The organism is Bradyrhizobium sp. 197 (assembly GCF_023073375.1).
Classification (GTDB): Bacteria; Pseudomonadota; Alphaproteobacteria; order Rhizobiales; family Xanthobacteraceae; genus Bradyrhizobium.
Genome location: NZ_JADPJJ010000176.1, coordinates 1 through 19,192 on the forward strand (window position 1 = coordinate 1; position 19,192 = coordinate 19,192).

Consider the following 19,192-nt stretch of genomic DNA (forward strand, 5'->3'; position numbering starts at 1 on the left):
GGTCGTAGGATCTGCGCGATGTCGTACTGGTGGAGGGCCTGCCGACGGCTAGTCCCGGCGGCGCCCTGAGCCGGAGCCGCTAGGCAGACCTAGGTCGAGTGTTGAGACGCACCAAGGCGCCTCTGGCGACCGCCGTCAGCTCGCCCAAGGTGCTCTGACCAGCCGCGGCCGCTTGGATCAACTGTTCCGCGATGTACTTACGGCTCTCGTGATCGCCGCACGCGGAAGTTCTCGGCACACCTCCTCAAAATGAGGTCCATGTTCGCACGCAACCGAGAGCTTATTTCGCCCATCACCTTGTTTCCCTCAAAGAAAAAAAGCACGCCAGAATGCCGCATCTACGGATGAGCACAACATGAAAGTTCCTGGAGGGTTAAAGCCGGCGGACGCGTGCGCCGACGGACAGAGGCTGCGGGTAGCGAGAGGGCCGGCGGGACGTCTCTCGGCGAAAGCTCGGGGGCTCCGTGAAAGTTGGCCGGCGAAACCGCTCCGAGACCCGAAAAGCCCTGCGGCTGATCCTGCCGTCGCAGACTAATACCTAATACCTATTTTGCCGGGTATTTGGATTTCCCTCGGCGGTAGAGATCAACAATCCGCATCCTTCAGCTTCCGATTGAGTATCGCTGGGCGGCTAAGTTTGGACAGCCGGTCGCGATTGTATGGCCGCCTTTGCAGCAAGCACATTCGACGTCCGCCATGCGCGAAGACCACTCTAGCGGCTGTTATAAGAAGCTCTGAAGCCGCCTCATGCCTCCCGCCTTTAGCCGCGCCGGAATTCAGGCGCCGAATTCCGCTGAAGTGGAGGCCTCGAACTTTCCGAGCCTCACCAACGGCGCAAAGCATCGGTTGTCACTCCGACTTTACACGAAACGGCTGGCCAATTTTTTCTCGGATTAACACTGATTGGAATGGCCATATCGATCGGCTCAGTCGTCTACATCGTCATGCTGCGAAATCTGTTAAAGCTGGAAGCTCTCTGAGGATGTGGGGTATTCGCGTCGGTCGACGGCCGATTATCTCATCAGGGGAAATGTCAAGGTCGTCGTCGTGCCGCTTTCGTTACTTTCCTGGTTGATAGCGCCTCCTATCTGCCTGGCAAGCGAGGCGATCAACTTGAGCCCAGACCCATTCTGGTGGGCGCCTTGGATCCCATGTCCGTCATCTGAGACCGTCAAGCGGGCCTCGCCGTACCCGACCCCTCCAACCAATCGGACCCTGATGGTGCCGCGGCTGGTGCCAAACGCATGCTTGATGCTGTTCATCGCAGTCTCGTTCAAGATAAGCCCGACCGGCAACGCCCGATCAATGCTCAATTCGAGTTCGTCGCATTCAACGTCGAATTCAACCTGATCAACCTGCTGGCGGATCGCGCTGCAAAGAGCCCGAATGTATTGGCCAAGCCTGACAACCTGACCTTCCTGTCGAGGGGCGAGCTGATCGTGCGCGAGAGAAATTGCGGTGATGCGATTTGCAACTTGGTCGAGGGCCCGGCGGGCCTCGGGGTCATTGTAACGGCGCTTCTGGATAGATATCGAGGATAGAACGAGCTGGAAATTGTTCTTCACACGATGCTGCATCTCGTTAAGCAAGACCTCGCGATTTTGCGCTTCAGCGAGAGCCTCTATCAGCCTAGCCTCTTGATCCGGCCGAGCCGTATAACGCAAAACAATAGCTATCAATGCAGCCGCCGCCGTTAGAAACTCAGTTGTATCCTCGCTGAAGTCGCGCGGCGTCGTGCTGTCTACTTCCAACACCCCCCATGCCGCGCCATCAATCAGAATCGGCACGTTGCTCAAGGAGACGATGCCGTGTTCCTTTAGGAAATCGGAGCGGAGGTAGTCATTGTCCTCACCAAATTCCTTGATGCTGACCGGCTCTGCTGTTTGGTAGGCTCGCCCTGGCGCAGAACGCAGGCCGATCGAGAACGTAGCTGCGCCGACCGCACCGTCCTTCCATCCGACACCGGCGAGAAGGAGGAGATCGGACGTCTCAGGACGGTATCGAAGGATCTTGACGTGATGAATCTCGACCGCGCGGGCGATCTGGACAACGATTTGGCCTAAAAATCGGTCAAAGTCGCCGGTCTCACCCGAAAGTCGTCCAATGTCGACCAGAATACGAATGTGACGCCGGAGCTTCTCCAGTACCCACTCCCCGCCTTGTTCACCGGACGCGCCCTTCATGATCCCTCAACGCTTATATCGACGAAGGGTGCCAAGACACGATCGCGCTGTCGGCTTAATTTGAGCAGCGAAGTTCGAACGGCACAGGTCAAGTTCATCTTGTTGGAACTGACGTACCTACTGTCCGTTTCGCAGTGCCCCGGCGCGCATTGCACACCGACGACCAGCGCGGACTGATCGGGAAGCTCCGCAAGCTGAATAGGCCGCATCTTAACTTGTGACATGGCCGATTCGGTGAAAAGCTGGCCTATGCTTGAGTCCGTGCACGATCCCCATCGACGAAGCCTGCCAGCTGAGAGATCAGCGGCAAGAGCTTGTGCAAACGGCCGAGGTCGTGCGGAGTGCTTGCCGACTAGCCATTCTCGAAAGCGCTAGCATGCGCGCAGAACTCAGAGCTTATCGGAACGACAACGAGTAAGGCCGGCTTTATCGGCGGCCTCCATTTTATTCCAGCGCTGGATTGAGCCCGGCTCGCGGGACGCTATTGCGCTCCCGTTTGCGGCTGTGGACCTACTGAACCAACGTCAGAAGCCGCCCAGCATTCAATGTCACCGCTGCGGCGCGAATCTTAGGCTCTTCCACAGACTTTTCGAGGCTCGGCAGGGGCGGCACGGCTTACGCCCACAAGGCACGTGCGCTGCCCGACGCACTACCGGAGGTGGCCGTAATCCTTCTCGCAAAACCTATTTGGCGTACCAGATGATAGGGCCCTACCCAGAAGGTGGAAAGCTTCTTCCGGGGAGTTTCGGACCATTGAGATCGGACCTGCCGCGACAGCGAAGATGGATGTGACGAAGGCGCAACGGGACTCAGGACTAACCTGGCTTGTCCGGTTATCTGGGTTGGCCGGCCAACCCAGGACCTGTGAAGGAGGAGTTCGGATGGCAGCATCCCTTGAGATCGCAATCCTTCTCTATCAGGGGGTGACGGCGCTCGATGCGGTCGGCCCCTGGGAAGTGCTGTCGCGCCTCCCCGGTGCGAAGGTGCGGTTCGTCGGCAAGGAAGTCGGACCTGTCGTCGCGGAAGGCGGCAGGCTTCTGCTCGGAGCCACCCACTCGATCGCGGAGACAACCGCTCCAGACGTGGTGGTTGTTCCCGGAGGCTCGACAACGCCGGGCCAGATGGTCGACGACGAGGTCCTCGAGTGGCTGCGTAAGGTGCACCGGAGGGCCAGGTGGACCGCCTCGGTCTGCACCGGGGCACTGATCCTTGGCGCGGCGGGAATCCTGAAAGGGCAGCCCGCGACCACGCATTGGTACAAGATGGGCGTGCTCCGGACCATGGGTGCGAAGCCCAGGCCCGACGAGCGCGTCGTGCGCTCCGGGAAGGTCGTTACGGCGGCCGGCGTGTCGGCCGGCATCGACCTGGCGCTATGGCTGGCCGGCGAGATCGCCGGGGCCGAACAGGCTGAGGCTATTCAACTGGTTATCGAATACGATCCGCGTCCGCCCTTCAATGCCGGTCACATGAGCAAGGCCTCCAAAGAGGTACAGCGCCTGGCCAAAAAAATGATGGACGACAGCATCCCCGCCGACCAGCGCCGGCTCGTTCCCACGATCGCTTGGAATCGGTTCATCGACCTCATCCGCACAGGGCGATAGTGCCCCGACCGGAGGTGCCGGCGGGAAGTGCCTTACCGACGTTCGTCCCTGCGTAGGTGCGTCTCGGGCCGACGATTGGCGAATTGACTGCTCCCAGCCCATCGGTGAAATGTGCACCAGCATTTCTCCTGATTTTTGCTTGGTGCGATCGCAAGAAAAAGTGAACGCTTCGTCCTTTCCTCCGTTGAGGCGGGTGGCCTACCCGTCGTGAACTGCGGATGCCGTTTTGATAAAGAATGCGATAGGATGCACCTGAGCAACTCTCCCGGCCCCGCAGAAAGATCGACCATTCTTCTGGTGGAGGACGAAGATCTTCTCCGCGAGATGCTGGAGGAGACCTTAGTCGAGGCAGGTTATGGCGTCCTAAGCGCCGCATCCGGCGAGGCGGCGGCCGATCTGCTAGTCGGAGCGCCTCTGCCGCGGGCACTCGTCACCGACGTCAACCTGGGTCGCGCTGGGATCGATGGGTGGGCGCTCGCCCGCCTCGCACGGGAACACGATCCAAGCTGCGCGATCCTCTACGTCTCTGGCGGCAGCGCTCATCGCTGGGCCTCCAACGGCGTGCCGCGCAGCATCATCCTGCCCAAGCCCTTCGCGCCGGCGCAGTTGGTCGAGGCTCTGTCGGATCTCCTGATCCGGAACTCCCGATCCCTGCCCGCCCGAAAAAGGGTTCCGCTCAAGTTGACGCTAGGCTTGTCAAAAGAATGATAATCGCCTGAAGCGAAGGAGAATCGGGTGTCAGTCGAATTCCGCAACAACGTGCAGGTCCGCGGCCGAGGCGAGCGGGCCATGATGTTCGCTCATGGATTCGGATGCGACCAGAACATGTGGCGCTTCGTGGCTCCGGCCTTCGAGTCGGATTTCAGCACGGTGCTGTTCGACCACGTCGGAGCGGGACGCTCAGACCTCACCGCTTATGATCGCCAGAGGTATTCCAAATTGTCCGGCTATGCCGACGACGTCGTCGAGATTGGGCAAGCGCTGGGGCTGAAGGGCGCGGTCTTCGTAGGGCACTCCGTCAGCGCAATGATCGGGGTCTTGGCCGCGGTCAAGGACCCCACGCTGTTCGAAAGCCTCATCCTTGTGGGGCCTTCGGCGCGCTACATCGACGATGGCGACTATTTCGGCGGCTTCAGCGCCCAGCAGATCGAGGAGCTTCTTTCTTTTCTGGAGGAGAACCACATGGGCTGGTCGGCGCAGATGGCGCCCGCCATCATGGGCAACCCCGACCGTCCCGAACTCGGCGAGGAGCTGACCAACAGCTTCTGCCGTACGGATCCCGCGATCGCCAAGGAGTTCGCCCGGGTCACGTTCCTGTCCGACAATCGCGCGGACCTGGCCAAGGTCAACGCTCGCACGCTGATCCTCCAGTGCAGCGAAGACATCATCGCCGGGCAACAGGTGGGTGCGTACGTCCAGCGCAACATCCCGAACAGCAAAATGGTGGTTCTGAAGGCAACCGGCCATTGTCCCAACCTGAGCGCGCCAGACGAAGTCGTGGCCTCCATCCGAGAATTCGTCTGAGTGAACAACAATCATCCCGCCGACAGCGATTTCGAAGACCTCTACGAAAACGCACCCTGCGGGTACCTGTCCGTTCGTCCGGACGGTCGCATCGATCGCGCCAATCGGACTTTGGCGGACTGGATGGGCTACCCACCCGATGACCTTCCCGGGATGCGGCTGAGCGACTTGCTCAACATGGCGGGACGCATATTCCTCGAGACCCATGTCGCGCCGCTGCTGCGGATGCAGGGCTTCTTCGACGAGTTCGCTCTCGATCTCCTGACTAAAAACGGAACGCGGCTGCCTGCGATCGCCAACGCCCGCGAGCGGCGTACCGACACAGACGCGCTTCTGTTCACCCGCCTCACGATCATGCGCGCGGCGGACCGGCGTCGCTACGAGCGCGAGCTCATCGACGCCCGCAAGCAAAGCGATGAGCTCAAAACTGTGCTCGAAGAACGTCTGCGCCAGGAGCGCGAGAACGCGGAGCTGCGTGAGCAGTTCATCGCCGTGCTCGGTCACGACTTACGCAATCCTCTCGCATCGATCGCAGCCGGTGCACGGCTGATGCTCAAGGCCAAGACTCCGGAAGACGCGCTGCGGCTAGAGGCCATGATGCAGAGCAGCGTGGGCCGCATGGCCAAGATGATCGAAAGCGTCATGGATCTGGCGCGCGGCCGCCTCGGAGGAGGCATCTCGCTGTCTAAGGCCATCACCGCCGTCGAACCCGTGCTGGACCAGGTTGTGGCCGAATTGGTCGCGGCCCATCCGGAGCGCCGCATCGAGACCAATTTCGAGGTCGAGAGGCCGGTCTTCTGCGATCCGGCCCGCATCGCCCAGTTGTTCTCGAACCTGCTCGGCAACGCGATCAGCCACGGCGCGCCAGACCGGCCCGTGCGGGTCGAAGCTACCGCCAAAGCAGAGATGTTCGAACTCTCGGTGGCTAATGGAGGCGCGGCTATTCCGGAGGAGGCTCGCAAGCGCCTGTTTCAGCCGTTCTACCGAGGAAAGGCGCACGGCCCTTCGCAAGGACTGGGACTTGGTCTGTACATCGCGTCCGAAATAGCGAAGGCACACGGAGGTTCAATCAACGTTGACTCGACCGACACAGAAACCAAGTTCACGTTGCGAATGCCCCTTGGAGGCGATGGCTCGCTCCGGCCGCATTCCGCGCCATAAAGCGAGCGGTCTTCGGCGGGCATCGTTCACAAAATGTGATCGAGGCAGGGCGGCGAATCCAAGGCAGCAATCGGCGTGCATCGAGCATTAGGAACGCGCGCGGGCTTCTCGGCATCTTCCATTGCCATTTCGTCGTCACTGCCGCCTTTCAAGAATGAACGAGCGATTGTCGTGACTGGTTCTCATTACCTCAGGATTTATCGGCGGCGGGCGTGCGGGACTTTCTACCGAAGCTGTCAGGAGGAGAGGCGGAGAAAGGGCTTGCGCCTGCTCCGCGGCTGGCTCACTGCGCAGCAGCGCGCACAGTTCGATCGGAAATGCTATTTCGAAGTGGTCGGGTGCGATACGGGTACGCGCTATCGCATCCGTCGGGGCACGTCGGCCAATGTCCGCGAGATTGATGCATCCGGCCGGCTGGGAATGGGATGGTGCTTTGTACCGGTTGGCGAGCTCGTCGAGGGAGACGTGATGCTCGTGCAAAAGATAGCCTTCGAGACGAGCGAACTTGAGACGCTGGCGATCGCCAAGAACTTCTATGGATGGTGATTGTCGGCGGTCTGAGACGCTCCGTTCACCAGCGTATCGCCGATGCGTGGCGCAACCACGTTCCATGTTCACTTGTGCACAAAGTGTCTAATCGTTAAATCACGGTTGCTGTACCAACGATCGCGCTACCCGCCAACAGCAGGAGTTGCGCCGTGGCCTATAACAAACCTTTCAATATTGCCATCATCGGAGCTGGCGCAACAAAGCTGTCGGTGGTCGCTCTCGATCTGGAAAATGCGGATGAGGCGTGCGCGCTTGCGAAGCGGATGGCTGAGATGACTGGGCGAACTGTCACCGTTCGCGATGCACATGGCGAGGTCCTCGGCATTTTTCCGGAAGCCAAGAAGAACTAGGAACAGCCAACGGCAATCGGTGTACCTGATGCCGACGCTCTTTCGACTCCAGTAATGAGGGCGCGCCCGTCCGGACGGGCATGGTGATGCATTGAACGAAGTCGACAGGGGTGAACAGCATCCTTGACGTAAGCGAGCCAGAGAGCACGCAAGGCGACGTACTTAAAGAGTCTCCGATCAGCAGCAGAGCCGAACTTCAATCGCGGCACCTTGCCAGCTTGAAAGCATCAGCTTCATTCCTCTCGCTCCGATGATGGGAGCGGGAGTCGGATTCATCAGCTATTGAGGAACCGTACTACGCAGCGCGATGCTGAAGAAGCCATCCGTGAAGAGCGCCACGCTATCGAAGTCCTCAACCGTACTGGTTCGGCCTTTCTTGCCGGCGATGGCATCAGCATTCCGTGCCGCGCGGGGCGTGTACTCATGGCATGGATGTCCGCTTCTGACGGCCGATCGGAAACGTCACATTGAGTCAGACCCTCACCGTGACCCGCAACGGACATTGTTCTCACCCCATACTGAGGGGACGCCAATCGGCATTTAAAGAAGGCCGACCGGTCATCCCGGCAAGGCCGTGCACGCCGTCAGGATGGAGACGCGTTTCCATTCTGGTGCAGATAAGCTGCATCAAATCCGCCCTCAATGAGGACTTTCTCGACGTCGATGAGCCTGACCATCTTATTCTGCAAATCAAGAACGCCATCTGCGCGCAGACCCTGAAGAACGCGATTGACGTGGACTACGCTCAACCCAAGCGCCTCCCCTAATTCGGATTGCGTAACAGGAAACTCGAACTCGTCATCGCCGACGAGTCCGACCGCCGCCAAGCGTTCGCGCATTTCGGCGAGAAGATGCGCCATACGGGCCGGTGCTTGGCGCACCGCGACGTTGACGATCCACTCTCGGAAGATTGCGGCATCGATCAGCGTCTCGCACCAGAAAGCGCGCGCGACTGCGGGCCGTTGCTCGATCAGCGCCGAAAGAGCGGAATGCTCGACGAAGCCCAGTGTCGCCGCAGACATTGTAGCGAGATCATGGTCCATGACCTTGAGAAAAAGGCTCTGTAGGTCCGGAATGTCTCCCGGAATGTGGAAGGACAGGATCTGACGCTTGCCGTTCTCGGCAATCTTAGACCGGCAGAGGAAGCCACTCAGGACCAAACAGCTACGTTTCGGGCAGTCGCCTTCGCGAATGACGTAAGTGTCCGCTGTCAACCGCCTTACATCGACGGGCAGCGCCTCAATCGCGGCGGCGTCCTCGTCGGACAGCCGAGTGTTCGCACGCAATCGTCGGATCAGGATTTCTGTGGGATGCATGATGAGTCTCCTGATGGCCGAGGGCAAGACCATCCGTTGAGGTCGATTCACAGATGCCAAGAACACCTAATCCAAGTTGCAGGGCCAGGTGCAATTCGGACGCTACGACGAAAAGCCGAATCTCTCCGGAGTAAGGAACGAGTAATAGGTCCGAGCGGTCCTCATATCCTCTTATTCAGTTTAAGGAGATGAACTGACCGTGCGATTGCTTCCTGGCTATACGCGACGAGTTCGGTTGTTGTCGAAAGCGTCTCCTTCGTGTGTTGAATACGTTCGGATGTATTCGTCATGCAGCGCACAATTTCCCGCCTAAGGCAGTCCATGCGCGCGTAGAAAGCGCTATTTTTGGCAAGTTTGATCCGATGCCGGGATGAACTCTGCCCGAATCAGGCCGCCTTGACCGTCGATGGAGGGATTCAGTTGATCTTGGGTGAATCGCGCCATAGAGCGCACTATCGGACTAGGGCACGAGCACGACACTAAACTAGATCAAGGTCACGATTGTGCAATTGAGGTACAGGAGGCACCAAAAGTGTCGTCCGGCGTTCTCCCCGCGGAGGAAACCCATGGACAGCCCGCTAATCAGGAAACTGGAGCAGTTCGCGCCGTTCAGTGACGAAGACCGTCAATTGCTGAACCGTATTAGCTGTGAGCGGCAGCGACAGTATGGTCCGGGACAGGACATCATAAGGGAGGGGGAGCATTCTTCTGATATCCACCTCGTCATCACCGGCTTGGCATGCCGCTACAAACACCTTGAAGATGGCGCCCGTCAGATTATGGCGTTCCTGGTGCCCGGCGATCCCTGCGATTCGGAAATCTTCATCCTCGATGAAATGGATCACAGTATCGGGACATTAACGCCGAGCCTCGTCGCATCCATCTCCGGCGAAATCATGAAGGATCTCCTTCTCAATCGACCAAGCATCGCGCTGGCGTTCTGGTGGAACACCTTGCAGGACGAAGGCGTCCTGCGTGAACGCATCATCGATGTGGGCCGTCGCGACGCATACGCGCGAATCGCGTTTCTGACCTACGAAATATTCCTTCGGATGCGCGCCTTCGGAGTGGTGGACGACCAAAAGTTCGAATTTCCCGTGACTCAGACGGATCTGGCCGACGCGACCGGCCTCACACCAGTGTATGTGAACCGAATGCTGGGACGCCTCCGTCAGGAGAATCTGATCAGCATTGAGGGAAATACCTGGACGGTGTGTGATCCTGCCGGGCTGCGCAATGCGGCACGTTTCGAAAGCAATTATCTGCACCTCGATCGGGCAAAACGGGAGCCTGACAGCGAACCCGCCAAGCGAATGCGTGGGCTGATCTGATGTCTACTTTTCTGGATGCGCGGTCGTCTCCCGCTGAGGGCACTCCGATCAACCTGACGGAGATCGCGTCAGGTATGAGCTGGAGGGAAGCGTGCGAAACCTTGCGCGTTTGCTACAGGTCCGAAGCGTCTTCTCTCAGCATCCTGCCTTTTGACCGCGTTGAAAGCGGAGCACCCGACGACGGTTCCGCTGATGCCATCTATATTATCGTTTCGGGCTATGGGAGTTTGCGCCTGGACGGCAAAGAGATGGAATGCACGGCCGGCGATTTGCTGTTCATCCCGCGGGGCCACCCGCATCGCTTTGAACGCACGGATGGAGAGATCCGGATTTGGAAGATCAGTCTCGCCCGAGATTCTGCTGACAAGTCCTAGCTCGGTCACACATAGCCGTCGCGCCGCCTGCAGAGCGCTCGGCCTATCGAGTTCCGGTAATGCGCATCGCATCGTCCGCGCGTGGAGATTCCGACGCTGCAGCGGGCCAGCCTCTCGACGGCCTGGCGGAGATTATAGATTATGATGTCGCGCACCCGGCGTGCAGCGACCCTAGCCGGTCCGGGGGCTCCTCGCTTCACATGGCGAGACCAAGGTTTGTGCTTCGCGAGCGCGGCCGAGAAGATAAGCCGAGTATATTCGACGATCTCGTCAGCCTCCCGAGCAGGGTGAGCGGCGTATCGAGCCCAAGCGCTTGGGCGGCCTTGAGGTTGACGATCAATTTCGAGCTTGTCGGATCGTTGGCCCGGCAGATCGGCCGGCTTTTCACCTTTGAGGGTCCGGCCAGCATAGATCCCCGATTTGTTTGGTGGCGAAGCCTCCCAGGAGGCTCATCGAGCGGCGCCGACGCGCTTACCGTCGGCGCGGGTCCGAACTCCGCAGCTCTAGATTTGCAGGAGCCCAACATTTTAGCCTTGCCCTTCATGTCACCTCATTTGATAGCACTTGCGTTCGCCCTCCAGTTGCGGTTGAGTTAGCGTTTCAGGATTACAGGTCCAAATGGCCATCCATTTGATTGTGGCAAAAATTCTCAGAGACGAAGTTGCATCGCTTGGCATCCAGTCATCCGCCAAAGGCTCGGAGGCGATCGCCGCTCGTATCTTTGAACGGATCACCGATCTTGAGTTAGAGCTGGCCGCGCGCAACTTCAACATCATCACGAGCCGCGAGCCGACGTGACGCGTCGAAGGGCTACGTCTGCTTACGATCCGCTACGGCGGAAGCTGGGAAGCATGCGGGGGCAAGCTGTTCGGCTGACATTTCCCGAAATCGAAGAGATTCTTGGAAGGCCGTTACCTGCCTCCGCGTATAAGTTCAGCGCGTGGTGGGGAAATGAAAGCTCGCGAAAAGCTGGTCACACGCAAGCTTTGGCGTGGCTGGACGCTGGGTTCACGGCCAGGGTATCTCTGAAGCAGCGAGCGGTTGAATTTCGTCAAACTGGTCCTTGCGCGCGCCCACCAGTCACGGATTCTTAGCGCGGGAGGACTCGCAATGATGACAAAAGTTCTGCGTGATGACCGTGCAGCAGGATAACTGCTTGGCTTAGTGCCTTAGAATTCGGTGGAGCATACGCTAAGCTCCTAGCCCGCATCTACTCGACCATTGAGTAGTGCGGGCCGAATTTGGATGCAATCAGCTGATCATGAACCTCCCTCGCCGCTCATGATCTACCCAAAACGCTTCAGCTTCAGCCCTCAAATCGCATCACTGTTCTATTCGAGCGAAATTGTTCGGACCTGTTTTGATGCGGGTGCCTGGCGGATAGATTTTTTCGAATTGGCCCGTAACCTCGTGGCGCTTCTGCTGCTGCTCTTAGCGGTAGGCTCTCGTGGCCGCTCGGTTCTCTCAGTCTTTGTCATGCTGCTAGCTAACGAGGAGGAAGACATACTGAAATTCTCTCTGAGCAGGCCTCGGAACAACGCGCGAGCAACAGTGCGTCTGGGTGGAAAAGATCGGCCGCGTGTGAACAAGGGCGCGTAACGCATGAAGCACGGACGCCATGGAGGTCCGCTATGCCCCTGATAGCGGCGCAAAAGCGAACGTTGCAGACTTTCCGCGTTGGGCCATTAGCAGCGATCGGAGTAGCTCAAGGGACGTGGCAATCTCATCCTTACACCGGCTTTTCTCCCGACCGACGACGATCCTTGAGCTAACTCACTATCCTCGCGAGCTTCCAGCGTTTGACAAGGGTGGTTTGTTAGCTTCATCACAAAACACGAAAGACGCATCTGTCCGCCCAATCAATTGCACACTTCTCTCATGCGGCCATTAATTCCAGCAGAGTTGCTCGTCGAGGGGTCCGCAACGAGCTTGCATCCATGACTGACGGGTCGGCAGCCAGCTTGGTTGCAAAGCATTTGACCGGATGACTGCTGCTTCATGGGTGCCGTCTCATCCTTCTTCCGTTCCGTATCCCGCTTCTTGATCTGTTCGCGCGTCGCAGCCGGTTTCTTGTCCTGAACCTTCTCGCATTCGTTGTCGTCATTAAGGCGAGAACCCGCGCGGCAGGTGATCTTGACGCACTCGTCGCCGTCCGCCTTGAAGCCGCGCTCACAGATCAGCGGGCAAACCCGGATCGGCTTGGCCTTGATCGCGTCGAGCGCCTCAAAGCTGGCAGACTTGCTGTCGAGCTTTGTCCCGGCATACTTGTTGAACGATGTCAGGGAGCGCTGCGATGACGCATTCCAATCACCGTCGGCTGCCGCTGTCAGACATCCGACCCGTCGCAGTTCTGACTGAAGCTGCTTCGCCGTCTCCTGAGAGGACAGGTTGGGCTGTGATGCTGCCGGAGCGAGGGTTGCGATCTTTTGTTCGCTCTCCACCTGCACCTTCTTATCCGCGGCCTGTTTGGCGGCCAACTCGGCGGCCGCCTTTTCGCCAGCGATCTTATCGGCGAGCGCCTTCTCAGCTACCTGCTTCTCAGCGAAGGCCTTCGAGACCGCGGCTTCCGCTTCCTTGCGCCGCTGCTCGGCAGCGGTTGCTTTCGCTTCCTCGGCCTGCCTAGCCTTCTCTGCCGCGAGCTTTGCAGTCTCGGCGGTCTTGGCTGCGGCCGCCGCTTTGTCCTGCTCGGCCTTGTTGGCGCGCTCGGCCGCAAGACGAGCCTTTTCGTCCTCGGCCTTTTTGGACTTGTCCACAGCGGCCTCCCGCGCCTCTTCAGCCGCAATTCTGCTCAGTTGCCCCTTGGCGAGGCTGGCGTAAAAGCCGTCGGGATATTGAGCTAGGAAGGCCGCCCAGACCTCGCGCGAGCCTAACTGGAGCGCCAGCTCGTAGTCGCGGCGGATCGCGTCTTGTGGATTCGCCTGCGGCCCGACGGCGGCCGGCTTGGCCGGAATCAAAGGAACATCATCGCCGCCAAGCGAGCCATAAACATAAGGCTCCTGCTTGTAACCGGTATTCTTGAGGACATCGTCGCGGACGAAGCCGAACGCCTTGCGTAAATCTAGCCCCGGCGTAGGGAGACGCTCAATGAGGGCGGCGGCGAATGGGCTATTCTTGGAATCGCCGTCCGAGGCTGTCGATCCCGCCTTCGCTGCGAACGCGATCATAGTGTTCGGGCTGGCCGGCTCGATCTTGGCGAGGCCACGACCGATCGCGCGCGAGGCAACGGTGCGCTTCATCGTCTTAGCAAAAGGGTTGTCTCGGCAGGCATCGAGGATCACAAGCCGTAACTGCTTGGCAGGCTCGACCGTCACCAGCACCCTGTCGAGTTGAAATGCTTCGTCATAGACGTCGGTATCAGTTTCCAGAACCGCATCCGTTGGAATGAGATAATTGTTCCCGTCCAGTTCGATGCCATGACCAGCGTAGTAGACGACGGCAACATCGGCATCGCGTGTACGACTGCCGAACTCACGTAGCGCCTTGCGCATCTCGACGACGCTAAGGTCCAACTTGACATCGACCAGGTCGAACCCGGCCTTCCTGAGCATGCCGCCAACCAACGCCGCATCGTTCGTCGGATTGGAAAGCCGGGGCACGCTCTTATAGGCGGAGTTTCCGATCACTAGCGCAACGCGGCGCTCGGCATGCGCCGAGCCGCAGGTCAGGATGAAAAAGAACAATGAAAACCAGCGAAACGCGCCCATCGTAGCCCCGAGCAATATGTGCGCAGCGTATGTACAGCCTGCCAAAACGCAAGCTTCTGTTTTGTGACGTTGATCACGCTTATGGTCTGGGTGGTTGTCCGAACGTCTGCAACGGGTCACAGGCTGGCTTCCGCACCGACTTCAGTTAAAGTCGGCTTATCTCCTGAAGGCAGATATACCGGCCCTGAAAAGCGAAGGTCGGCAACGGGGCACGAGCAGAAGTCGGATCTAAGGGGCCGCCAATGGGGCCCTTTATCATGCGATATTGCGCGTGGCGGGGACCCAGGTGATCCTGAGCGCCATGGAGAACGATGAACGCCGCGCCCGCGACGAGGCCAAAGAAGCTGTGCGGAAGATACGACTGGAGCCGGAACTGCTTAGGTCCGCCATCGCTGAGACGCGAAAGCGAATGGCGTTAATTCATCAGGCCCGGGAGCTCCGCTGTAGCTCGCGTTGATCGGCGGCATATTGCTCAGCGACTGGGCGAGCTTCAGCGGTACGTCGGACTTCCTCAGCGCTCCGCGCGAGATCGTCGTAGTTCTTAGCAACGGTGCGAAGAACATCCGCGTTTCGGGATGGGCGCAGTTGTTTGCCTTGGCCCGCAATTCCTCGGCGCGGTCTCGCTAGTACTTCGGAGAGTGCATTTCCTCGATGCCCATGACCAATCCCCTAATTGAACCGGTCGTGCTATTAACGAATGTTAAGGTCAGCCTGTTCTGGACGCACGCCAAAATAGCGTAAAGGAAACTAGGCGACTGCTGAGCCGGCCTCAATCCGCGGACGGCAATACGGCCACGCAACGGGCGCGGTCCAAGATTTGAATAGGACGCCATCCACGTATTGCTTCGCTTGGGTAACGGCAGCGTCATCGTCTTCGCAATCGACGATAAGGGGGGGCCCTGAATGTGCCCATCTTTGTCAAACCGATAAAGGCGATATTCCGCCATAGCCGGGACTCATGCGCGCTGATGTGCGCATCCTCTACTCAGAGTTCCGTCCGAGGGGAATTCCTGTAGCCTGAATGAGAGGCCTGCAACGAAGGGGGCTTACTTCATTTTTCGAGACCCAATGCTGATGAAGTAGATCGGTTTGCCGGCTTCGTCCATTACCTCTAGGCTCCATTCTTCGCCCGGCCGAAACTTGCCATCGACGTCCCTGAACAGAGCGCCTGCGAAGGTCGTGGCCTCCCGCCATGCTGCTTCGTCATCCGGCAACTCTTCGCCTTGCTCGTCCTTGCTTGGCGCAATGTTGTGGACGTGGAAGAAATATCTCGGCATGCTCGAAGAATGCGAACCAGACGCGCCGGTTCCTATGGTGCCTCATGACGCCGGAAGAATACCTAAAACTGGCGGAGCGATACCGGGAGGCGTTTGAAACGGCCAAGGACGCCTTCACGCCACCACCTGGAAGCCATGGAACGTAGCTACCGAACCTTGGCCGATCGCGAGCGGGCGTTGCTCAAGTCGGGTCGGCTTTCTGATGCCTTGGACAAGCTGGGCGATGGCGACAAAGCAAATAGGCCACTGCTGAAACCACGAGGCAACGTTAGAACTGATCGTCAACACGGAATTAGCGGGGTCATGGTCCGCTTTGGGTCTTTGTTGTGTAAAAACGCTGTTGCATGACGCATACCGTCCTAGGCGAACTCAGGCTACCGCGGTCCAGTCAATTGGGCAATTTTTACGAGCCACTCGACCAGAACTCACCATGACGCAATGTCGAGGCTCCTTTTTAGGGCCCCCATGAACCGCAATGGGGCGCGCCAGCGCCCGTCACGCCCTCACCGCCGCCAGCAGCGGTTTCATCCCGACATTGTTCAGCACACTTGTCAGATTGTAGCCGATCACGCACAGCGCCGTCTCGGTCGCAACTTTCGGCAGCGTCATGCACAAGACGTGCGCCGCGCCCATGCGCATCTCCAGTGTGCCGAACGGATGCTCGACGGGTCTCGCGGCGTGCGCGCATGGCGTTTGGATTTTTGTCGAGCTGCGCCTGAGCGCGCTCGAGAACGTCGTCCTCATGCACCCATCGCCTGATACGGCGTTGCGGGCTCGGCGTGCACTTCGATTTGAGTGAACAGGTTTCAGAGGCGTTCGTCCAGAGTTGCGCGGCTTCTGGTCGTGTTCCTGGCTTGCGAGCAAGCCGATCTTGCGGCACACCTCGACGAAGAGCGCGCGGCCCCGCCGCTATGCCGAGCGGCGCTCGCGCGCAGTCCGCCGCCTTTTCCCGCGACGCCCCCCGCGATCATTGGTACGGAAGTTAGAGCCGGCAAGGGGTGGGAACTGGCTCGCCAGCGGTCGATCTATCAGATCATCAAGCGTGCGCCCCGGAACGGCAGCCGTCGGACGCTCCAAGGCGGCCAGGAAGGTTCTCCCCGCCTCCGTAACACGCCACGCGCCTGGCTCTCGCGTGACCAGCTTCTGGCCGAAGATGTTGATGGTTGATGGTGCCCGCTCTGCCAGAGCCTTCATCCGCTGCAACCACTCGGGGCCACTCGAATAGTACACGGCCAGATACTGCTTGACGGCATCGAGGCTGGCTTGACCGTCGGGCTGGCCATCCAAAAGCTTGAGGATCGACACTGCTAAACTCACAGCACACCTGCCCCAACGCAACAACTTAAAATACTATACTAACTTACGCCGCATCCGAGAGCTGTCCAGAATCTTTAGCAAAGGCTCATTTCCCGCTGCGACCTCAACCGTGCCGGCTGGGTTTTTTCATCTGAATCAAAGGGGCCGCCTTTCGGCGACCCCTGCCGGTCGCAATCTTGTTCGGGATGAAATACCAGCCCCGGCATCCACATCATACCGGGCCAAGCCTAATGCGCTATCTCGGAGAACTACTGAGTGTAAGGCTGACCTATTTAAGGCCGCCAGCTTAAGTTTAATTCGGATTATTAGGATTTCGGTGCCGGACGCGTTTAGGCTTGGTGATGGGTCGACCTTGGTGCAAGCCAAGTAGATGCAGCAACGTTGTGCGCCCAGCGATCGCATCCGCAGAAGTGCGCCACGTCCCAACCAACGCGGTGTCGGCTGTGGGTTCGAAGGCGGCAGTCGGTACCGGAGGCGAGGACTTCTGCTCTACCCCCGACTCCAGACCTGCCGATGCACTCGCGCCAAGCGATCCCATCGTCCCGGCCTAACCGACGGCTGACCGCTCGCCGAGGAGTCGATGACATCGCGCGAGCGAGCGAATTGTCGCGGCAGGCGGCCAGGATATCAGCCGAAGTTGGAGCACTGTCCTAATTCCCCTTTGCGAGACGAAAAGGGCCTTAGGCGGGCGGTGGCTAGGGCTTTCACGGGGAAGACAGTGCATTTCATGTCGGGACAGACGCGGGGATAGAAGGCGTCCTCGGATTCAAGATCAAAGCCGACTGTACTAATTTCGGAAAACGGTCGTTCGATTGGGACAGTACCGGGCAGCGGGTGCTGTTCCAATTGGGACACCCGAGAGATCGAACAAGGACCGCGCACGTTCACATCGGCTAATGTTTGGCAATCAGGTCCACCCTTGAAAGCTGGCCTCTAAAGCCAGGTAATCGCAAACCTGCTTTGGTGTCCTGAAAAAGCCCCGGCCGCCCGGCCAGGAGACTTCTACCTATCGTCTTCCTCCGCAATATCCGTGAAGCTTCACCCAAGGCGTGAAGCTACGTTCAGCGATCTAGCGAGCTGCGAACCGGCTCGACGTCTTGAAACGAAAGGTCTGCCGCGCCGCCATGGCGCTTTGGTCATCAATACTCACGCAAAGTAGGCGAAACGGCGCGGCCGGTTTCGATGATATTTCCGGGCAATCACGGTTCCACGATACCGGTGTGACCCAGATGAACAATTCAATGTTAACAATTTTAGCGCGTAATTCCTATCATTGAACAACTTTTTTTTGACGATTAAGGCCCGCCAATGACGGCAATTTCTGCAGCCGATCTTATTGTCGAGTTGGATGCCACCATCGCTGGGAGCTCATCTGAACGTTGTGTTCGGATGCTTCGGCGCACCGTCGAGCTGCTTGTTGCCGGCAACGGCCGGTTGCAAGAGCCGCACCTTGACCTGCTCGACGACGTTCTTGTTCGTCTGATCGCTCGGATTGCCCCCTCCACACTTGTCGAGCTCAGTACAGCTCTTGCAGACCTGCGGACGGCTCCGAAAAAGACGTTGCGGCGGCTTGCCTCATGCGAAGACGTCGCGATCGCGGTTCCCGTTCTGCGCCAATCCCCGGCGCTGACGCCGGGGGATCTTATGGAGATCGCGGCGTCCAGCAGCGAGAGTCACCTCCTCGCCATTGCTGACAGGCACGAGATCGAAAATGCCGTGACCGACGTGCTGTTGCAGCGCGGCAGCAGCAAGGTTTGTCTGGCGATTATCGGAAATCCAGCGGCGGGATTTTCCGACGCCGGCTATTCCATCTTGATCGGCAAGGCCGAGCAGGATGACGAGATCACCAAGGCTCTGGCGTTGAGGCCAGGCACACCGGACATGGTTGTCCGCGCGCTGCTATCGGCATCTCCACGACCAGCAACCCTCACGAACGCCGACGCGCGTCCCTGCGCTTTTTCAGGGGCAACCACGTCCTCCGAAATGCCGGTGACGGTGAAGCGCCTTTGGGACACAGAGTACGCTGCTGCGAGGCCGGAGATCGTATCGCTGAACCGCGCCGGCAAGCTGAACGACTCGACCGTCAATCGGTTCGTGATCCGGAACGAGACCGCCAATCTGTACACTGCGCTGTCGGTGCTGTCCGGAGCACCCGTCGAGGTCGTCGAGCACGTAATGGCGGAGCCCGATTGCGAAGGCGTGGTGATGGCGTGTCGGGCGTCGCGCCTGAATTGGCAGACGACGCAGGCCATCCTCAACAATCGCGGCCCGCGCCTTTCACTGACCGAACGCGAACGAGCTCAGGAGCTGTTTGAAAAGCTTCATCTGTCGACCAGCCAATGGTCCGTTCGTTGGGGAGCAATCTCTGCGGGCGCCGACGATCGCACTGCAAAATCGAGAGCGGGCCGATGAAATTCGATGGTCGCAAGGCATCTCGGGTGCGGATGGACCACAGGCAGGCCGTCAACCTGATGGGCTCCGACGGCACTTGGCGGCGAAGCTGCG

17 protein-coding genes and 1 pseudogene are annotated in these 19,192 nt (G+C 59.1%); 12 read left to right on the forward strand and 6 right to left on the reverse strand.

Annotation, left to right across the window (positions count from 1 at the left end; all coding sequences use genetic code 11):
• Positions 1-1,013: 1,013 nt before the first annotated feature.
• Positions 1,014-2,183, reverse strand: coding sequence for a sensor histidine kinase (locus tag IVB27_RS38525; RefSeq protein WP_247447809.1), 1,170 nt, complete (start codon positions 2,181-2,183; stop codon positions 1,014-1,016).
• Between the two features lie 881 nt (positions 2,184-3,064).
• Here IVB27_RS38525 and IVB27_RS38530 point away from each other — a divergent pair.
• The 6 genes from IVB27_RS38530 to IVB27_RS38555 all read left to right on the forward strand — a co-directional run bounded on the left by IVB27_RS38530 (position 3,065) and on the right by IVB27_RS38555 (position 7,368).
• Positions 3,065-3,784 (forward strand): DJ-1/PfpI family protein, encoded by a 720-nt coding sequence (locus tag IVB27_RS38530; RefSeq protein WP_247447810.1) that lies wholly within the window; start codon positions 3,065-3,067, stop codon positions 3,782-3,784.
• A gap of 246 nt (positions 3,785-4,030) precedes the next feature.
• Positions 4,031-4,492 carry a response regulator gene (locus IVB27_RS38535; RefSeq protein ID WP_247447811.1) on the forward strand — a complete coding sequence of 154 codons (462 nt, stop codon included), beginning with the start codon at positions 4,031-4,033 and terminating at the stop codon, positions 4,490-4,492.
• A 27-nt stretch (positions 4,493-4,519) separates the two neighbouring features.
• Complete coding sequence (locus IVB27_RS38540) at positions 4,520-5,308, forward strand: alpha/beta fold hydrolase (protein ID WP_247447812.1); 789 nt, start codon at positions 4,520-4,522, stop codon at positions 5,306-5,308.
• Positions 5,309-6,469, forward strand: coding sequence for a PAS domain-containing sensor histidine kinase (locus IVB27_RS38545; protein ID WP_247447813.1), 1,161 nt, complete (start codon positions 5,309-5,311; stop codon positions 6,467-6,469).
• Positions 6,470-6,730: 261 nt separating this feature from the next.
• Positions 6,731-7,015 carry a hypothetical protein gene (locus IVB27_RS38550; RefSeq protein WP_247447814.1) on the forward strand — a complete coding sequence of 95 codons (285 nt, stop codon included), beginning with the start codon at positions 6,731-6,733 and terminating at the stop codon, positions 7,013-7,015.
• 152 nt (positions 7,016-7,167) lie between these two features.
• Positions 7,168-7,368 carry a hypothetical protein gene (locus IVB27_RS38555; protein ID WP_247447815.1) on the forward strand — a complete coding sequence of 67 codons (201 nt, stop codon included), beginning with the start codon at positions 7,168-7,170 and terminating at the stop codon, positions 7,366-7,368.
• Between the two features lie 584 nt (positions 7,369-7,952).
• Here IVB27_RS38555 and IVB27_RS38560 read toward each other — a convergent pair.
• Positions 7,953-8,684, reverse strand: coding sequence for a Crp/Fnr family transcriptional regulator (locus IVB27_RS38560; RefSeq protein WP_247342602.1), 732 nt, complete (start codon positions 8,682-8,684; stop codon positions 7,953-7,955).
• A gap of 566 nt (positions 8,685-9,250) precedes the next feature.
• Between IVB27_RS38560 and IVB27_RS38565 the strand changes: the two genes are divergently transcribed.
• From IVB27_RS38565 to IVB27_RS43940, 4 genes are all read left to right on the forward strand, one after another.
• The gene (locus tag IVB27_RS38565) at positions 9,251-10,015 is read left to right on the forward strand and encodes a Crp/Fnr family transcriptional regulator (RefSeq protein WP_247342604.1); all 765 of its coding nucleotides are present in this window, start codon (positions 9,251-9,253) and stop codon (positions 10,013-10,015) included.
• Complete coding sequence (locus IVB27_RS38570; protein WP_247342606.1) at positions 10,015-10,389, forward strand: cupin domain-containing protein; 375 nt, start codon at positions 10,015-10,017, stop codon at positions 10,387-10,389. Before IVB27_RS38565 ends, IVB27_RS38570 begins: the two co-directional genes overlap by 1 nt.
• A 618-nt stretch (positions 10,390-11,007) precedes the next feature.
• A complete protein-coding gene (locus IVB27_RS38575) occupies positions 11,008-11,187 on the forward strand; it encodes a hypothetical protein (RefSeq protein WP_247447816.1) in 180 nt (59 codons plus the stop codon).
• The gene (locus IVB27_RS43940; protein ID WP_524536549.1) at positions 11,184-11,483 is read left to right on the forward strand and encodes a DUF7662 domain-containing protein; all 300 of its coding nucleotides are present in this window, start codon (positions 11,184-11,186) and stop codon (positions 11,481-11,483) included. The genes IVB27_RS38575 and IVB27_RS43940 overlap by 4 nt, the downstream gene beginning before the upstream one ends.
• A 765-nt stretch (positions 11,484-12,248) precedes the next feature.
• Here IVB27_RS43940 and IVB27_RS38580 read toward each other — a convergent pair.
• From IVB27_RS38580 to IVB27_RS38595, 4 genes are all read right to left on the reverse strand, one after another.
• A complete protein-coding gene (locus tag IVB27_RS38580) occupies positions 12,249-14,093 on the reverse strand; it encodes a caspase family protein (RefSeq protein WP_247447817.1) in 1,845 nt (614 codons plus the stop codon).
• A gap of 1,046 nt (positions 14,094-15,139) precedes the next feature.
• The gene (locus tag IVB27_RS38585; RefSeq protein WP_247447818.1) at positions 15,140-15,370 is read right to left on the reverse strand and encodes a DUF6894 family protein; all 231 of its coding nucleotides are present in this window, start codon (positions 15,368-15,370) and stop codon (positions 15,140-15,142) included.
• Between the two features lie 495 nt (positions 15,371-15,865).
• Positions 15,866-16,114, reverse strand: coding sequence for a hypothetical protein (locus IVB27_RS38590; protein ID WP_247447819.1), 249 nt, complete (start codon positions 16,112-16,114; stop codon positions 15,866-15,868).
• A gap of 165 nt (positions 16,115-16,279) precedes the next feature.
• Complete coding sequence (locus IVB27_RS38595; RefSeq protein WP_247447820.1) at positions 16,280-16,675, reverse strand: hypothetical protein; 396 nt, start codon at positions 16,673-16,675, stop codon at positions 16,280-16,282.
• Between the two features lie 1,320 nt (positions 16,676-17,995).
• Between IVB27_RS38595 and IVB27_RS38600 the strand changes: the two genes are divergently transcribed.
• On the forward strand, positions 17,996-19,099 hold the full coding sequence (locus tag IVB27_RS38600) for a DUF2336 domain-containing protein (protein WP_247447821.1): 1,104 nt from the start codon (positions 17,996-17,998) through the stop codon (positions 19,097-19,099).
• Positions 19,096-19,192 (forward strand): annotated as a pseudogene (locus IVB27_RS38605) (PilZ domain-containing protein); the annotation flags it as partial. The gene IVB27_RS38600 and the pseudogene IVB27_RS38605, both read left to right, overlap by 4 nt.

Excerpts from the sequence above, each read along its gene's own strand:
- IVB27_RS38525 (WP_247447809.1), bottom strand. The coding sequence starts at position 2,183 with ATGAAGGGCGCGTCCGGTGAACAAGGCGGGGAGTGGGTACTGGAGAAG.
- IVB27_RS38530 (WP_247447810.1), top strand. The coding sequence starts at position 3,065 with ATGGCAGCATCCCTTGAGATCGCAATCCTTCTCTATCAGGGGGTGACG.
- IVB27_RS38535 (WP_247447811.1), top strand. The coding sequence starts at position 4,031 with ATGCACCTGAGCAACTCTCCCGGCCCCGCAGAAAGATCGACCATTCTT.
- IVB27_RS38560 (WP_247342602.1), bottom strand. The coding sequence starts at position 8,684 with ATGCATCCCACAGAAATCCTGATCCGACGATTGCGTGCGAACACTCGG.
- IVB27_RS38565 (WP_247342604.1), top strand. The coding sequence starts at position 9,251 with ATGGACAGCCCGCTAATCAGGAAACTGGAGCAGTTCGCGCCGTTCAGT.
- IVB27_RS38570 (WP_247342606.1), top strand. The coding sequence starts at position 10,015 with ATGTCTACTTTTCTGGATGCGCGGTCGTCTCCCGCTGAGGGCACTCCG.
- IVB27_RS38575 (WP_247447816.1), top strand. The coding sequence starts at position 11,008 with ATGGCCATCCATTTGATTGTGGCAAAAATTCTCAGAGACGAAGTTGCA.
- IVB27_RS38580 (WP_247447817.1), bottom strand. The coding sequence starts at position 14,093 with ATGGGCGCGTTTCGCTGGTTTTCATTGTTCTTTTTCATCCTGACCTGC.
- IVB27_RS38585 (WP_247447818.1), bottom strand. The coding sequence starts at position 15,370 with ATGCCGAGATATTTCTTCCACGTCCACAACATTGCGCCAAGCAAGGAC.
- IVB27_RS38590 (WP_247447819.1), bottom strand. The coding sequence starts at position 16,114 with ATGAGGACGACGTTCTCGAGCGCGCTCAGGCGCAGCTCGACAAAAATC.
- IVB27_RS38600 (WP_247447821.1), top strand. The coding sequence starts at position 17,996 with ATGACGGCAATTTCTGCAGCCGATCTTATTGTCGAGTTGGATGCCACC.